A 14,169-nucleotide genomic window follows, 5' to 3' on the forward strand; every position below is an offset into this window, starting at 1 on the left:
GTCAAAGCTTGATGACCATAGTAAGTCGGTCCCACCCCTTCCCATCCCGAACAGGACCGTGAAACGACTCTACGCCGATGATAGTGCTGCAACCAGTGTGAAAGTAGGTTATCGTCAAGCTAGTTATATAGAAAAAGCCCCTTCCGGTATCAATCTGGTTGGGGCTTTTTTGCTTTTGTGCATTAAAATGGGTCGATATCGGATATGCAACCCAATCTTATGCCTCATGTGATGCGTTGTGCCTGTGTTTTTCTCCTGCTGGCGCTGTTGACGGTGGCCCGCGCGGCGCCGCTGACGCTGCGTTTTGCGCATCTTGGCGTAGAGCAGGGCCTGACACAGGAGTCCGTCACCAGCATGGTGCAGGACCAGCAGGGTTATATCTGGCTCGGTACCCAGGCCGGCCTGAACCGTTTTGACGGTTACCGCATCACCGCCTTCAAAAACGATCCCTCCAATCCGCAAAGCCTGCAGGACAACTACATTCAGTCCTTGTATGAAGATGCCGCCGGCCAGTTATGGATCGGCAGCAGGAGCGGTCTCGACCGCTACGATCCTGCCACCCAGGTGTTTACCCATGTGCTGTCCCAGGCGGCGGTGACCGGTATCGTCAGCGATGGCAAGCAAGGCTTGTGGCTGGCCACCGGCGATGGGTTACAGCATGTGGAGATGGCCAGCGGGAAGTTGCAAGTCCTGCGTCACAGCGATGCCGACCAGGGCAGCATCAGCGACGACCGCGTGTATGCGCTGGCGCCGGACCGGCAGGGCAATCTGTGGCTGGGTACGGCGCGCGGCCTGGAGCTGCTGCCGGCTGGCGGCACGCAATTCCGCCACTTTGGCACGCAGGAAAACCGGCCGGAGAATAGCTTTGCGTCGATGTCGATCGGGCCGGACGGTGTGTTGTGGGCGGGGACGCTGAAGGGCGTGCAGGCATGGCGTCTGCACGGCCAGTCGGCCGAGCGGCTGCCGGTGACGCTGCCGGCCGAGCTGGCGCAACAGCGCATGACCAAGCTGATGCACGACAGCGACGGCACCCTGTGGCTGGGCACGTTTAGCGACGGCCTGCGCCGGCGCGATCCCGTCAGCGGCCGTTTCTATCGCTATTCACGCGACAATTTGAACCGCCACGGCATCAGCGACACCCAGATCAGCGCGCTGTACCAGGACCGTACCGGCACGCTATGGGTCGGCAACTGGTATGGCGGCGCCGACCGCGTCGACCTGAACAGCGGTGGCTTCGAGCGCTACACCGAACATGGCGGCGTGTTGCCCGGCATCGGCAGCAACAAGGTGCGGGCGATTGCCGGCGCGCCGGATGGCAAGCTGTGGCTGGGCTCGGCGCAAGGGCTGGCCTTGCTGGACCCGGCGCACGGCACGGTCGCTTTTACCTCCAATGAAGTGCAGCGGCCCGGGTCGCTGCCGCCGGATGCGCTGGGGGCGTTGGCGACCGACCAGACCGGCCGCTTGTGGCTCGGTTCGCCCAGCGGCTTGTTCTGGCGCGAGGCCGGCGGCGGCACTTTCCACGCGTTGCCGCTCAATGACGATCCGCAGGCGCGCTCGATCCAGCGCATCCTGGTGACCAAGGACGGCATGATCTGGGTCGGTTCGCGCTCGGCCTTGTATCGCATCGATCCGCAAACGCTGGCGGTGCAGACCTATCTGGCCGACACCGACGATGCCGAAAAACTGTCCGGCCGCGTGTACACGCTGTTGGAGGACCCGCAGGGCAATCTGTGGGTGGGGACGGAGAATGGCCTGGACCGGCTGGACCGCGCCAGCGGCAAATTCGAGCGCTATCGCCACCAGCCCGCCAAACCCGACAGCCTGAGCCACAACCGGGTCTACTATCTTTATCAGGATCCGCAGCAACGGCTGTGGATTGGCACGGCGGCCGGCCTCAACATGGCGCAGCTTGGCGCCGATGGCAAACTGCACTTCCGCGTCTATCCACCGGCCAATGGCCGCTCTTACGATCCGATCGGCGCGATTTTGCCGGACCAGCAAGGACGCTTGTGGATCAGCACGACGGCGGGCATCTCGCAGTTCAATCCGGAAACTGGGCTGTTCCGGAACTATGTGGCGCGGGATGGCCTGATCGACGGTTCATATTTCGTCGGCGCCGGCTACCGCGCGCCGGATGGCACCTTGTACTTTGGCGGACTGGAGGGCGTGACCGCCTTCCAGCCGGCGCAGATTCATGACAACCCCGCGCCGCCGCTGCTGGCCATTACCGATTTCTCCATCTTCAACCAGTCCATCCTCAGCACGCCGCTGCCGGCCGGCGCGGTGGCGCGCGGGCCGCTCGGCAGCTTGAACGCGCTGTCGCTGTCGTACCGCGATGCGGTGTTCTCGTTTGAGTTCGCCGGCATGCACTATGCAGACCCGCAACGCAACCGCTATGCCTATCAGCTGGAGGGTTTCGATCCGGGCTGGGTGACGGCCGATGCCGCCAAACGTTTCGCCACTTATACCAATCTCGACCCGGGTCAGTATGTGTTCCGCGTCAAGGCCGCCAACAAGGATGGCGTGTGGAGCACAGCGCCGGTGTCGCTGACGGTGACGATCGTGCCGCCGGTGTGGAAGACCTGGTGGTTCCGCATCCTGACCGCGTGCCTGGTGCTGGGCAGCGCCTACCTGCTGTTCCGCATCCGCATCCGCCTGCTGGTGCGGCAGAAGCAGGAGCTGGCGCAACAGGTCGACAGCCGCACGCGCGAACTGGTGCAGCAGAAGGAGTCGATCGAGCGCGAGAAGGAAAACGTCGAGCTGGCGCACCGCAATATTTCGCTGCTGTCGGACATCGGCCGCCGCATCACGGCCAACCTCGACAGCGAGGCCATCATGTCGTTGCTATACCAACAGGTGCATGCGCTGATGGACGCCAGCGTGTTCGGCATCGGCATTTACCGGCCGCAGCAGGAGGTGATCGAGTATCCGTTCGCGATGGAGCGCGGCAAGCGCTACACGCCGTACACGCGCAGCATGCGCGAGCCCAACCAGCTGGCGGTGTGGTGCATCCAGCATAACCAGGAAGTGTTCATCAACGACCTGGAGCTGGAGTATGGCCGCTATATCGGCAGCCTGGACCTGGTGTCCGGCGCCGAAGACATGGGCACGCTGGAAGACGGCTCGTTGCCGACCGAGCCGCGTTCGCTGATCTACGTGCCGATCTCGGTCGCCGGCCAGGTGCGCGGCGTGATCACGGTGCACAGCTACCGCACCCATGCGTACCAGCGCATCGACCTCGACATGCTGACCACGCTGGCCTCCTACGTGGCGGTGGCGTTTGCCAATGCCGACTCCTACCGCCAGTTGCGCGACGCCCAGCAGCAGCTGGTCGAGCGCGAGAAGCTGGCGGCGCTGGGGTCGCTGGTGGCGGGCGTCGCGCACGAGCTGAACACGCCGATCGGCAACAGCCTGGTGATCGCCAGCACGCTGGAAGACAAGACCAGTGAGATGGAGCTGCTCAACAACGGCAACACGCTGCGCCGCTCCGACCTGCGCAGCTTCCTCGATGCGTCGCGCGAGGCGTCGACGCTGCTGATGCGCAGCCTGCGCAGCGCGGCTGAACTGGTCAATAGTTTCAAGCAGGTGGCGGTGGACCAGGCCAGCGCCAAGCGGCGCCCGTTCAATCTGCATCAGGCCAGCAACGAGATCGTCATGACGATGAAGAACCAGGTGCGCAAGGCCGGCCACCAGATCGTGGTGGAGATGCCGGACGATATCGTGCTGGACAGTTTCCCCGGTCCATATGGCCAGGTGGTCATCAACCTGATCAACAACGCCCTGCTGCATGCGTTTGAAGACCGCGAAGGCGGCGCCATGCGCATGTGGGCGGTACAGCTGGGCGCCGACCGGGTGCGCATCGTGTTCGAAGATGACGGCAAGGGGATTTCGACGGAACATCAGGCGCGCATCTTCGATCCCTTCTTTACCACCAAGCTGGGGCAGGGTGGCAACGGCCTGGGCCTGAGCATCACCTACAACATTGTGACGTCGCTGCTGGATGGCTCGATACGGGTGGACAGTGCGGTGGGCGTCGGGACGCGCTTCACGATGGATTTACCGTTGAAGGCGTCCCTGGCAGGGGATTAAATGCCCCAGATGATGTGCTCGTTTTCCGCCTTGGCGGTGCGCAGCATTTCCAGCAGCGGATAGGCGCGGGCGGAGAAACCGACCCGTTGCGACGCCGCATGTTCCTTGGTTTCGCCCTCTTCCTGCTCGTGGGCGTGGACGTCGTGCTCGACGTCGTTTTCCGGATGCAGCCGGGTTTCGGCCACTTCATGTTCCAGCACCGACAGCGCTTGCGCGGCCTCGGCGGCGGTGATCACGCCACGGGTCGGATTCTTGTGCAACAGATCCAGGATGCGCTGCGCATGTTCCTGGTACATCAACACTTCCGGGCTGGATTTTGATTTGAATGCAATTAACATAGCGGCACTTTCCTTGTTCGGCAACGGTACTTCCGTTAGCTACGACTTTAATCTATAACTGAAACTTTACAACACTTCCGGGACCCGGTTTAGGCGCTACCGCACCCCGATTAAGGATTCCCTAAGCGAATACTTCAGTTTTCAGAGAAATTTAAGGGAAGTGAAGAATGTTTCGGCCTGGTCGGCCTCGATTTTCTGCGGCGGGCCGATGATGACAATTTGGTAAACCCGGCGCTCCCTGGCCACAAAACGGCCGAGCAGGCGCATGGTGTTGCCACGGGCATCCACCTCCACCGCGCCGTTGGCGAGCGGCTTGCTGCTGGTGATGATACCGCCGATGTTGTTGACCATGGCGCGCTGCATTGCCGCCAGCGCGGCCGGCGCCAGGGCGGCGTCGGCCAGCTGCGCGCTGCCGATGGCGAACACCACGCCGTCGATGTTGGCAGCGGTCATGGTCATGCTGACCGCCAACTGGTCGAGATGAATGGCACGGGTTTGCGTCGCCGGCTTGCCGGGGAATAGCACGCTGTAAGGCGCATCGGCGCTGCGGTAGTCGCGCCAGTCGTATTTCGGGCTGCAGGCCGACAAGGTGACGGCCGTCAGCAGCGCCAGCAGCAGTGTCGGCATGCGCGTCCTCATCGCTTGGACTTCTTCTTCTCGTCAGCGGCCTTCCAGGCGTCGATCCACGGCTGCTGGCGCAGCACGCGCGACATCGGGTCGATGGTGACCATGGCGTGCGCGGGCACGGTGACTACGCCGACGCCATTGCTCATCGGCAGCTTTTCGATGCGCTGGTTGACGCGCACTTCGATCGGCATCGGGAAAGCGCCGCCGTCTTTCAGCTTCCAGCGCAGCGTCAGCTGGTCGCCGTTGCGTTCTTCCACCAGTTCCGGCAGCGCGGCGTGGTAGAGGTAGGCGTCGAAGAACCAGTTCAGGTCGCGGCCGCTCGCTTCGTTACTGAACTGGACGAACTCCCTGGTGCTGCTCCAGCGCGGCTGGAAGTTGCCCGGCGTGGGCGTGGCGGTACCGTACACCATGCGGCGCGTGGCGGTGAAGAAGGCGTCGTCGCCGATCAGGTTGCGCAGCGTGTGCAGGATCAGCGCCCCCTTGGTGTAGATGTCGTTGCCGGGGCCGCCGCGCGCCTCTTCATAAATATCCTCGATGCGCTGGGTCTTGCCGCTGACCACCGGCGCCTTGTTCGACAGCGACTTGCGGAAGTTGAACAGCTCGGCCTGGAACTCGCGTTCGCCGCGCAGCGATTCCAGGTACAGCGGCTGCATGTAGGAACCGAAGCCTTCGTGCAGCCACATATCGTCCCAGTCGGCGTTGGTCATCTGATTGCCGAACCATTCATGCGACAGCTCGTGGTGCAGCAGCCAGTCGTAGCCGTAGGCGGACTTGGCGTAGCCGTTGCCGTAGGCGTTGATGGTCTGGTGCTCCATGCCCAGGTGCGGGGTTTCGACCACGCCCATTTTCTCGTCGCCGAACGGATACGGGCCGACGCGGTATTCAAAGAAATCCAGCATCGGCGTGAACTCGGCGAACAGGCCTTTGGCGTCCTCGGCGTGGCCCTTCAGGTACCACATGCGCAGCGGGATGGTGTTGCCGAAGCGGCTGACGTAGTCGCCGGACAGCATCTCGTACGGGCCGATGTTGAGGGCGACGCCGTAGGTGCTGGGGTTCTTGGCGCGCCAGTTGTAGGTGCGCCAGCCGTCTTTCTCTTCCATGCCGGTGGCCACGCCGTTGCCGGCCACCACCAGCGGCGACGGCACGGTGATGTGCAGATCGATCAGCTTTGGCTTGCCCATCGGATGGTCGATGCAGGGCCAGAACATATCGCAGCCTTCGCCTTCGACGGTGGTGGCGATCCACGGCTGGCCGTCCTTGGTCTGGCTCCAGGTGAAAGCGCCGTCCCACGGCGCGTGCTTGGCCACGTGCGGCACGCCGTGGTACTGGATGCGCACGGTGGTGCGGGCGCCGGCTTGCAGCGGCGTCGGCAGTGTGAGGTACAGGCGGCCGTCGGGATTGCTGATGGCGGCGGGCGCCAGCGTGACGCCATCGACGCTGGCGCTGTCGACCGGCAGGTTGCGGTCGAGCTCGACGGCGATGCGGGTCAGCGGTTCTTTCAGCAGGAAGGTCAGGGCGGCGTCGCCGCGAATGCTCTTGGTGGCCGGATCGACGCGCAGCGCCAGATCGACTTTTTCAAACGTCACCGCCAGCTGCTCGGGCGTGCGCGGGCTGCCGGAGTTGGACGTGAAATCGGTGGGCGGCACTGGGGTCGTGGCACAGCCGGCCAGCACGGCGCTGGCGGCGAGATACAGAGGCAAACGGGTCATCGTGGTCCTGGAGTGAGTGAGCTGCGAGCAAATATAGCAGCAAGCGGGCAAGACTTGGTATGTAGATACCGCGCCGGCACCACTTTTTATATTGGCTTGGCTAGTCCTTGAGCAGGGCGCGTCGATATTGGATCGCTTCGCTCATATGTGGTTCCTGGATGCGGTCGCTTTTTGCCAGGTCGGCGATGGTGCGCGCTACCCGCAGAATGCGGTGGTAGGCGCGGCCCGACCAATGGAAGGATTCCATGCTTTGCTTGAGCTTGGATTTGCTGAGACGGTCGAGTTTGCAGTAGTGGTCAATTTCGCGCGGCGTCAGGTCTTGATTGCGCTTGCCCTGGCGGCGCATTTGCAGCGTGGTGGCCGCCTGCACGCGCGCGGCAATCAGCGCCGACGGTTCGCCATCTGCGGCGGCCGCCAGCGTGTCAGGCGAAACCGAGGCGACTTCGATTTGAATGTCGATGCGGTCGAGCAGCGGGCCGGAGATCCGGCTTTGATAGCGCTGGATGCTCTCCGTGGTGCAGCGGCAGGCGACGCTGGCGTGACCGGAATAGCCGCAGGGGCAGGGATTCATCGCTGCGATCAGCTGGAAGTGGGCCGGAAAATCCGCCTGCCGCGCCGCCCGCGAAATGGTGATGCGGCCCGACTCCATTGGCTCGCGCAGCACGTCCAGTACGTGACGGTTAAATTCCGGCAGTTCATCGAGGAACAGCACCCCGCGATGGGCCAGCGAGATCTCGCCCGGACGCGGCACGCTGCCGCCACCCACCAGTGCCGGCCCGGACGAGGTGTGATGCGGCGCGCGAAACGGCCGGTGCTTCCACTGCTCGATGCGGAAGCCGCCCGTCAGCGACTGCACGGCCGCCGATTCCAGCGCCTCTTCATCCGTCATTTCCGGCAGCAGGCCGGCGAAGCGCGAGGCCAGCATGGTCTTGCCCGCGCCCGGCGGCCCCACCATCAGCACCGAGTGATTGCCGGCTGCCGCCACTTCCAGCGCGCGCTTGACGAACAGTTGCCCTTTGACGTCGGCGAAGTCGGGAAATTCCTGCGGCAGCACTACCGGCGCCGTCTCATGGCGCGACAACATGGTCTCCACCGATTTGCCGGCGAAGTGGTGGCACACCTCGAGCAGCGACGTGGCGGGATAAATGGCTGCATTCGAGACCAGCGCCGCTTCGTCGGCATTGGCCATGGGCAGGATGAAGGCCAGGCAGCCGCCATCGCGGCGGGTGGCCAGCGACATCGCCAGGGCGCCGCGAATGGCGCGCAGTTCGCCGGACAGCGACAACTCGCCGGCAAACTCGTACTGGTGCAGGCGGCGTGACGGGATTTGCTTGGAGGCGGCCAGGATGCCGAGCGCGATCGGCAGGTCGAAACGGCCGGATTCCTTGGGCAGGTCGGCCGGCGCCAGGTTGACGGTGATGCGCTGGGCAGGAAATTCAAAGCCGCCGTTCTGGATGGCGGCGCGGACGCGGTCCTTGGCTTCTTTGACTTCCGTATCCGCCAGGCCGACGATGGTGAAGGCCGGCAGCCCGTTGGCCAGATGCACTTCGACGCTGACTTCCTGCGCCTCCATGCCCGCCAGAGCGCGGCTTTTCAGTATGGCAAGGATAGACATGACCAGGGCGGGGCGTGAAGAACCAACCGCCAGCGTAATCCCGGCCCGGCGGGCCAGCTTGCGCTAGCCCAAACCTCGCTCACATTACGGGTTGGCCTTGGCTTCCAGTTCGGCCAGGCGGGTTTCCAGCGCTTCCAGCTTGGCGCGGGTCTTGGCCAACACCTGGGTCTGGATGTCGAATTCCTCGCGGGTCACCAGGTCCAGCTTGGAGAAACCCTGCGTCATCATGGACTTGACGTTTTTCTCAATGTCCTTTGCTGGTGAGTTTTCGATGGCTTGGCTGATCTTGTTTTGCAAGTCATTAAAAAAAGTGTTCATATCCATAATATTCCTTGATCTAGTGGGTCTGTCGTTGCACCATCACGGTGCGACTCGGCGTCAATGTGGTGCGAAACCGCCGAAATCCCGCTGGCCGCTCGTCAGCATTCTCACTTTGGGGTGAGCGGGGCCGTTATCAACCATGATACGCCACCTGTTTGCTGAACAACATTAGCTGGCACACATTCTGCTAAAGAAGCCTATGAATGCTTTCATCGCTTCGCTTAACAAGGATTTTAAACCGCAACTGCTAATCAAGTTCAACTCACTAGGAAAAACAATTATGAAAATGGCCCAGAACTTTACCCTGATTGCTGCGTTGACCTTAGCATTCGCGTCCATGGCGCGCGCCGAAGAAGCGACACCCGCTCCTGAAGCAAAACCAGATAACGAAGTCAGCTTTAACGCTGCCGTTGTCAACGACTACCGCTACCGCGGCGTATCGCAAACGCATCTCGACCCAGCCTTACAGGGCGGCGCAGATTACGTGAACAACCCGACCGGCTTGTACGTCGGCACCTGGCTGTCGAGCATCAAATGGATCAAGGACGGCGGCGGCGACGGCAGCGTCGAGTGGGATATCTACGCCGGCAAGCGCGGCGCCATCACCGACTCGATCAGCTATGACGTCGGCGGTCTGTACTACTTCTACCCGTCCAACAAGCTGCACCCGAGCGCCAATACCTTCGAGCTGTACGGCCAGCTGTCGTTTGGCCCGGCATCGATCAAGTATTCGCAATCGACCACCAATCTGTTCGGCTTTGCCGACTCCAAGAATTCGGGCTATGTCGATGCCCAGCTGAACCAGGAAATCTCCGATGGCTACACGCTGAACCTGCACATCGGCCACCAGAATGTCAAGAACAACGGCGCCGCCAGCTACAGCGATTACAAGGTGGGCCTGACCAAAGATTTCGGCGTATTTAGTGTGGCATTGGCGGCGGTCCGTGCCGACACGAATGCATACGTCGGAAACGGGAAGAACCTGGGTAAAACCGGCGCCGTCCTGACCATTTCCAAAACCTTCTAAGCGAGGCCAGTATGAAAATGATTACCGCCATTATCAAGCCGTTCAAGCTTGACGAGGTGCGTGAAGCCCTGTCGGCGATTAACGTGCAGGGCATTACCGTGACCGAAGTGAAAGGCTTCGGTCGCCAGAAGGGCCACACCGAGCTGTATCGCGGTGCCGAGTATGTCGTGGACTTCCTGCCGAAGACCAAGATCGAAGCGGCAGTCGACGACGCGGTCGTCGAGCAGGCCATTGAAGCGATTGAAGGCGCTGCCCGCACCGGCAAGATTGGTGACGGCAAAATCTTCGTGACCAACCTGGAACAAGTGATCCGCATTCGTACCGGTGAAACCGGCAACGAAGCTCTCTAAGAGGATGATGAGAATGAAGAAAACTATAACAAGCGTGCTGGCTGGGGTCTCCATCCTGTTTGCATTGGCCGCACCTGTGCACGCCCAGGACGCCAAACCGGCGGATGCGCCGGTCGCTGCGGCTGCCGCGTCCGCGCCCGCACCGGCCGCTGCGCCGGCGCCTGCCGCGGCTGCACCGGCTGAAGCTGCGCCAGCTGCCGCCGCGGCGCCGACCCCGCAGAAAGGCGACACCGCCTGGATGATGGTGTCGACCCTGCTGGTGATCCTGATGACGATTCCTGGCCTGGCGCTGTTCTACGGCGGTCTGGTGCGTTCCAAGAACATGCTGTCGGTGCTGATGCAAGTGTTCATGGTGTTCGCGCTGATCATCGTGCTGTGGTGCATCTACGGTTACTCGCTGGCGTTCACCGAAGGCAATGCGTTCTTCGGCAACCTGCATGACCGCACCTTCCTCAACAATATCTGGGATCCGGTCAAAGGCACGTTCGCCTACGCCGCCACCTTCAGCAAAGGCGTTGTGATTCCCGAGTTCGTGTACGTGGCGTTCCAGGGCACCTTCGCTGCCATCACCTGCGGCCTGATCATCGGCGCCTTCGCCGAACGCGCCAAGTTCACCGCCGTGCTGGCGTTCATCGTGATCTGGTTCACCTTTGCTTACCTGCCGATGGCGCACATGGTCTGGTTCTGGACCGGCCCGGATGCGATCAAGGATGCCGCCACGCTGGCATCGGAAACCGCAAAAGGCGGCTTCCTGTTCCAGAAAGGCGCGCTGGACTTCGCCGGCGGCACCGTGGTGCACATCAACGCCGCAGTTGCCGGCCTGGTCGGCGCCTTCATGATCGGCAAACGCGTCGGCTACGGCCGCGAATCGATGGCCCCGCACTCGGTCACCATGACCATGATCGGCGCCTCGCTGCTGTGGGTGGGCTGGTTCGGTTTCAACGCCGGTTCGGCGCTGGAAGCTGCTGACATTGCCGGCCTGGCCTTCATCAACACCCTGCTGGCAACCGCCGCCGCCACCGTGGCCTGGGTCTTCGCCGAATGGATGTTCAAAGGCAAACCATCGATGCTGGGTGGCGCTTCGGGTGCGGTGGCCGGTCTGGTCGCCATCACCCCGGCCTGCGGTTTCGTCGGGCCAATGGGCGCACTGATCATCGGCCTCCTGGCGGGCGTGGTCTGCCTGTGGGGCGTGAACGGCCTGAAACGCCTGCTGGGCGCGGACGACTCGCTGGACGTGTTCGGCGTGCACGGCGTCGGCGGTATCCTGGGTGCGATCCTGACCGGTGTGTTCGCTGCACCGTCGCTCGGCGGCCAGGGCGTATTCGATTATGTTGCCAACAAGGCATCGGCTGACTACTCGATCTCGTCGCAAGTGATCGTGCAGGCAACCGGCGTTGGCGTGACCATCCTGTGGTCCGGCATCGTGTCGATCATTGCTTACAAGCTGGTGGACATCGTTATCGGCCTGCGCGTTCCGGAAGAAGAAGAGCGCGAAGGTCTGGACATCACCACCCACGGCGAGTCGGCGTATCACTCCTAAACCCATTCTTAATTAACAAGGTTTCATCAAAAAAGCGCCCTGCGGGGCGCTTTTTTTATTACCAGCCTTTAAAATGATGTTTTTGCCCTCATTTGGCATAGTCCGCACGGTAATAAGGAAGTAATAACATGGTTCCCCACCTCGTCACGGCCCTGAGCGGACCACTGCTCGACCTGGAAGAAAAAATCCTGGCCGCCACTCCCGCAATCGAACGCTGGTTCCGCCTCGAATGGCAGGAGCACACTCCGCCGTTTTATTGCTCGGTTGATATGAGGAATGCCGGCTACAAGCTGGCGCCGGTGGATACCAACCTGTTCCCCGGCGGCTTCAATATGCTGGCCACCGAGATGCTGCCGCTGTCGGTGCAGGCAGCCATGGCCGCGATCGACAAGTATTGCCCGGACGCGCGCAACCTGCTGCTGATCCCGGAAGTGACCCAGCGCCACCCGACCTACTGGCAGAACGTGGCCCGGCTGATGCAGATTTTCCGCCAGACCGGCCTGCATGTGCGGCTCGGTTCGCTGTCGCGGGAGGTCACCGCGCCGACGCCGATCGCTCTGCCGGACGGCAATATGCTGGTGGTGGAGCCGCTGGTGCGCTCGCCGAACGGCCGCCGCGTCGGCCTGAAAGACTTCGATCCGTGCACGATCCTGCTGAATAACGACCTGTCGGCCGGGATTCCGGAGATCCTGCAGAACATCCACGAGCAGAGCCTGCTGCCGCCGCTGCACGCCGGCTGGGCGCTGCGCCGCAAGAGCAATCACCTCAACGCCTATGACGAGGTGTGCAAGAAGTTCGGCAAGCTGATCGGCGTCGATCCGTGGATGCTCAATCCGCTGCACGCCAAGTGCGATGCCGTCAATTTCCGCACCGGCGAGGGCTATGACTGCCTGGCCGCCAACATCGACACGCTGCTGGCCAAGATCAAGAAGAAATACAAGGAATACGGCATGAAGGACCAGAAGCCCTTCGTGATCGTCAAGCCGGACGCCGGCACCTACGGCACCAGCATCCTGACCATCAAGGATTCCAGCGAGATCAAGGACCTGACCCAGGCCCAGCGCGACAAGATGATCGTCATCAAGGATGGCAAGGAAGTGACCGACTTCATCATCCAGGAAGGCGTGCCGACCTTCGAGAGCATTCGCGAGGCGGTGGCCGAGCCGGTGGTGTACATGATCGACCGCTATGTGGTGGGCGGTTTCTACCGCATCCACGCCGAGAAGGGCATCGACCAGAACCTGAACGCGCCGGGCTCGCAGTACGTGCCGCTGGCGTTCGCGCAGCAGCACGCGGTACCGGACCTCAAGGCCAAGCCGGGTACGGCAGCGCCGAACCGCTTCTATGTGTACGGCGTGGTGGCGCGGCTGGCGCTGCTGGCGGCGTCGCTGGAAATGGAACGCACCGATCCCAACCCGGAAGTCTATTAGCGTCGTTGCCGCGAAAGCGGGAATCCATGCTGAGTATGCGTTCTATCGATTCCGGCGTGCGCCGGAATGACGCCGGGGACGGTACAGGTTTTTAATCTCGGCTAAAATCAGGCATTAACTCTACTGGATGCACCCATGAAAATCGCTTTCCTCGCCGATCCGCTGTCGACCTTCAAGACCTACAAGGATTCCACCTACGCCATGATGGTGGAGGCAGACCGGCGCGGCCATGAGGTGTACGCCTTCCAGCAGATGGACATGGCGGTCGAGCAGGGCGTGGTCACGGCGCGCGTGCAGCGCATCAGCTTCACCGGCGATCCGAAAGACTGGTACCGCGCCGCTGATCCGGTCGAAACCAACCTCGGCGAGTTTGACGCCATCCTGCAGCGCAAGGACCCGCCGTTCGACATGGAATATGTCTACAGCACCTACCTGCTGGAGCTGGCCGAGAAGCAGGGCGCCAAGGTCTTCAACAAGCCGTCCGCCATCCGCGACCACAATGAAAAGGTTGCCATCACCCAGTTCAGCGAGTTCACCTCGCCGACCCTGGTGACCGGCGACGAAGCGCGCATCCGCGCCTTCCAGAAGCAGCATGGCGACATCATCCTCAAGCCGCTGGACGGCATGGGCGGCGCCGGCATCTTCCGCATCGGCGCCGACGGCATGAACCTGGGCTCGGTCATCGAGACGCTGACCGGCAACGGCAAGTACACCATCATGGCCCAGCGCTTCATTCCGGCCATCGACAAGGGCGACAAGCGCATCCTGGTGATCAACGGCAAACCGGTGCCGTTCTCGCTGGCGCGCATCCCGCAAAACGGCGAAGTGCGCGGCAACCTGGCGGCCGGCGGCATCGGCGTGGCGCAGCCGCTGACCGAGCGCGACTTTGAAATCGCCAATGCGCTGGGACCGATTCTGGCAGCCCGCGGCCTGTTACTGGTAGGATTAGATGTTATCGGTGATTTCCTGACGGAAGTAAACGTCACCAGCCCGACCTGCTTCCAGGAGATTACCCAACAGGCCGGCTTCCCGGTGGCGGCCACTTTCATCGATGCGGTGGAAGCGGCGGCTGCAGGGAAATAAGTCTCCGATGACAAGAAAACTTTAATCCTGACTGGCGGTT

At 62.3% G+C, this 14,169-nt stretch carries 11 protein-coding genes and 1 rRNA gene; 7 read left to right on the top strand and 5 right to left on the bottom strand.

Annotated features, from left to right (window positions below; all coding sequences use genetic code 11):
• The first annotated feature begins 7 nt into the window (after nucleotides 1–7).
• Together rrf and GTP55_RS27240 are read left to right on the top strand one after the other, a co-directional pair.
• A 5S ribosomal RNA gene (gene rrf, locus GTP55_RS27235) occupies nucleotides 8–120 on the top strand.
• 84 nt (nucleotides 121–204) lie between these two features.
• The gene (locus tag GTP55_RS27240) at nucleotides 205–4,089 is read left to right on the top strand and encodes a two-component regulator propeller domain-containing protein (protein ID WP_229258188.1); all 3,885 of its coding nucleotides are present in this window, start codon (nucleotides 205–207) and stop codon (nucleotides 4,087–4,089) included.
• On the opposite strand, the gene GTP55_RS27245 is transcribed toward GTP55_RS27240, so the two are convergent.
• From GTP55_RS27245 to GTP55_RS27265, 5 genes are all read right to left on the bottom strand, one after another.
• Entirely contained in the window at nucleotides 4,086–4,427 is a 342-nt protein-coding gene (locus GTP55_RS27245; protein WP_161047925.1) for a DUF1840 domain-containing protein, read from the bottom strand. The two genes, GTP55_RS27240 and GTP55_RS27245, sit on opposite strands and share 4 nt — an antisense overlap.
• Before the next feature lie 141 nt (nucleotides 4,428–4,568).
• Entirely contained in the window at nucleotides 4,569–5,054 is a 486-nt protein-coding gene (locus GTP55_RS27250) for a hypothetical protein (RefSeq protein WP_161047926.1), read from the bottom strand.
• Nucleotides 5,055–5,062: 8 nt separating this feature from the next.
• Nucleotides 5,063–6,763: a M1 family metallopeptidase gene (locus GTP55_RS27255; RefSeq protein WP_161047927.1), complete on the bottom strand. Its 1,701-nt coding sequence runs from the start codon at nucleotides 6,761–6,763 to the stop codon at nucleotides 5,063–5,065.
• A 100-nt stretch (nucleotides 6,764–6,863) separates the two neighbouring features.
• Nucleotides 6,864–8,378: a YifB family Mg chelatase-like AAA ATPase gene (locus GTP55_RS27260; protein ID WP_161047928.1), complete on the bottom strand. Its 1,515-nt coding sequence runs from the start codon at nucleotides 8,376–8,378 to the stop codon at nucleotides 6,864–6,866.
• 84 nt (nucleotides 8,379–8,462) lie between these two features.
• Entirely contained in the window at nucleotides 8,463–8,702 is a 240-nt protein-coding gene (locus GTP55_RS27265) for an accessory factor UbiK family protein (protein WP_161047929.1), read from the bottom strand.
• A 277-nt stretch (nucleotides 8,703–8,979) separates the two neighbouring features.
• Here GTP55_RS27265 and GTP55_RS27270 point away from each other — a divergent pair, with 277 nt between their 5' ends.
• From GTP55_RS27270 to gshB, 5 genes are all read left to right on the top strand, one after another.
• Nucleotides 8,980–9,726: a TorF family putative porin gene (locus GTP55_RS27270; RefSeq protein WP_202423892.1), complete on the top strand. Its 747-nt coding sequence runs from the start codon at nucleotides 8,980–8,982 to the stop codon at nucleotides 9,724–9,726.
• Between the two features lie 11 nt (nucleotides 9,727–9,737).
• Nucleotides 9,738–10,076, top strand: coding sequence for a P-II family nitrogen regulator (locus GTP55_RS27275; protein ID WP_090187216.1), 339 nt, complete (start codon nucleotides 9,738–9,740; stop codon nucleotides 10,074–10,076).
• A gap of 13 nt (nucleotides 10,077–10,089) precedes the next feature.
• Nucleotides 10,090–11,616 carry an ammonium transporter gene (locus tag GTP55_RS27280; protein ID WP_161047930.1) on the top strand — a complete coding sequence of 509 codons (1,527 nt, stop codon included), beginning with the start codon at nucleotides 10,090–10,092 and terminating at the stop codon, nucleotides 11,614–11,616.
• Between the two features lie 128 nt (nucleotides 11,617–11,744).
• On the top strand, nucleotides 11,745–13,046 hold the full coding sequence (gene gshA / locus GTP55_RS27285; RefSeq protein WP_161047931.1) for a glutamate--cysteine ligase: 1,302 nt from the start codon (nucleotides 11,745–11,747) through the stop codon (nucleotides 13,044–13,046).
• Nucleotides 13,047–13,181: 135 nt separating this feature from the next.
• Nucleotides 13,182–14,129, top strand: coding sequence for a glutathione synthase (gene gshB, locus GTP55_RS27290; RefSeq protein WP_161047932.1), 948 nt, complete (start codon nucleotides 13,182–13,184; stop codon nucleotides 14,127–14,129).
• The last annotated feature ends 40 nt before the right edge of the window (nucleotides 14,130–14,169 follow it).

The sequence above is a fragment of the Duganella margarita genome (assembly GCF_009857535.1).
Classification (GTDB): Bacteria; Pseudomonadota; Gammaproteobacteria; order Burkholderiales; family Burkholderiaceae_D; genus Rugamonas; species Rugamonas margarita.